At 61.0% G+C, this 1114-nt stretch carries 1 protein-coding gene; it reads left to right on the top strand.

Annotated elements, in window-relative coordinates; genetic code table 11:
* Nucleotides 1-1114, top strand: a 1114-nt coding sequence (locus tag A2I95_RS41130; protein ID WP_291738043.1) for a thiamine pyrophosphate-dependent enzyme, incomplete at both ends; no start/stop codon positions are given.

Genomic DNA, 1114 nt, shown 5'->3' with positions numbered 1-1114 from the left:
CATGCGTGCCGCCTCTGCCCACCCGGAACTGGACCCGAAATCCTATGGCTTCACCGACGGTGACATGGACCGGCCGATTTTCATCGACAACGTGCTGGGCCTGCAGGTCGCCACCATGCGCCAGATCGTCGACATCGTGAAGCGCACCTACTGCGGCACCTTTGCGCTGCAGTACATGCATATTTCCAACCCCGAAGAATCCGCCTGGCTGAAGGAGCGGATTGAGGGGTACAACAAGGAAATCACCTTTACCCGCGAAGGCCGCAAGGCGATCCTCAACAAGATGGTCGAGGCCGAAGGATTCGAGAAATTCCTGCACGTCAAATACACCGGCACCAAGCGGTTCGGCCTGGACGGCGGCGAGAGCCTCATTCCGGCGATGGAACAGATCATCAAACGCGGCGGTGCGCTGGGGGTGTGCGACATCGTGATCGGCATGCCGCACCGCGGCCGTCTGTCGGTTCTGGCCAATGTGATGCAGAAACCTTACCGCGCCATCTTCAACGAATTCCAGGGCGGCAGCTTTAAGCCCGAAGACGTGGATGGCTCCGGCGATGTGAAATACCACCTTGGCGCGTCGTCCGACCGCGCGTTCGATGGCAACAATGTGCATCTCAGCCTGACCGCCAACCCCTCGCATCTTGAGGCGGTGAACCCGGTGGTGATCGGCAAGGTCCGTGCCAAGCAGGACCAGCTTGGCGACACCGACCGCAGCAAGGTGCTGCCGATCCTGCTGCATGGCGACGCGGCTTTTGCCGGCCAGGGCGTGGTGGCGGAGTGCTTTGCGCTGTCGGGCCTCAAGGGCCACAAGGCGGGCGGCACCATGCATATTGTGGTGAACAATCAGATCGGTTTCACCACCGCGCCGCATTTTTCACGTTCCTCCCCCTACCCCACCGACAATGCGCTGGTGGTTGAGGCGCCGATTTTCCACGTCAACGGCGACGACCCGGAGGCGGTTGTGCATGCCGCCCGCGTCGCCACCGAGTTCCGCCAGAAGTTCCACAAGGATGTGGTGCTCGACATCTTCTGCTACCGCCGCTTCGGTCACAACGAAGGCGACGAGCCGATGTTCACCAACCCGTTGATGTACAAAAAGATCAAGGGCCACAAG

Source organism: Leisingera sp. F5 (assembly GCF_001593695.1).
The sequence above is the reverse complement of the archived record's forward strand: the minus strand, read 5'-3'. Positions and strand labels throughout refer to the sequence as shown.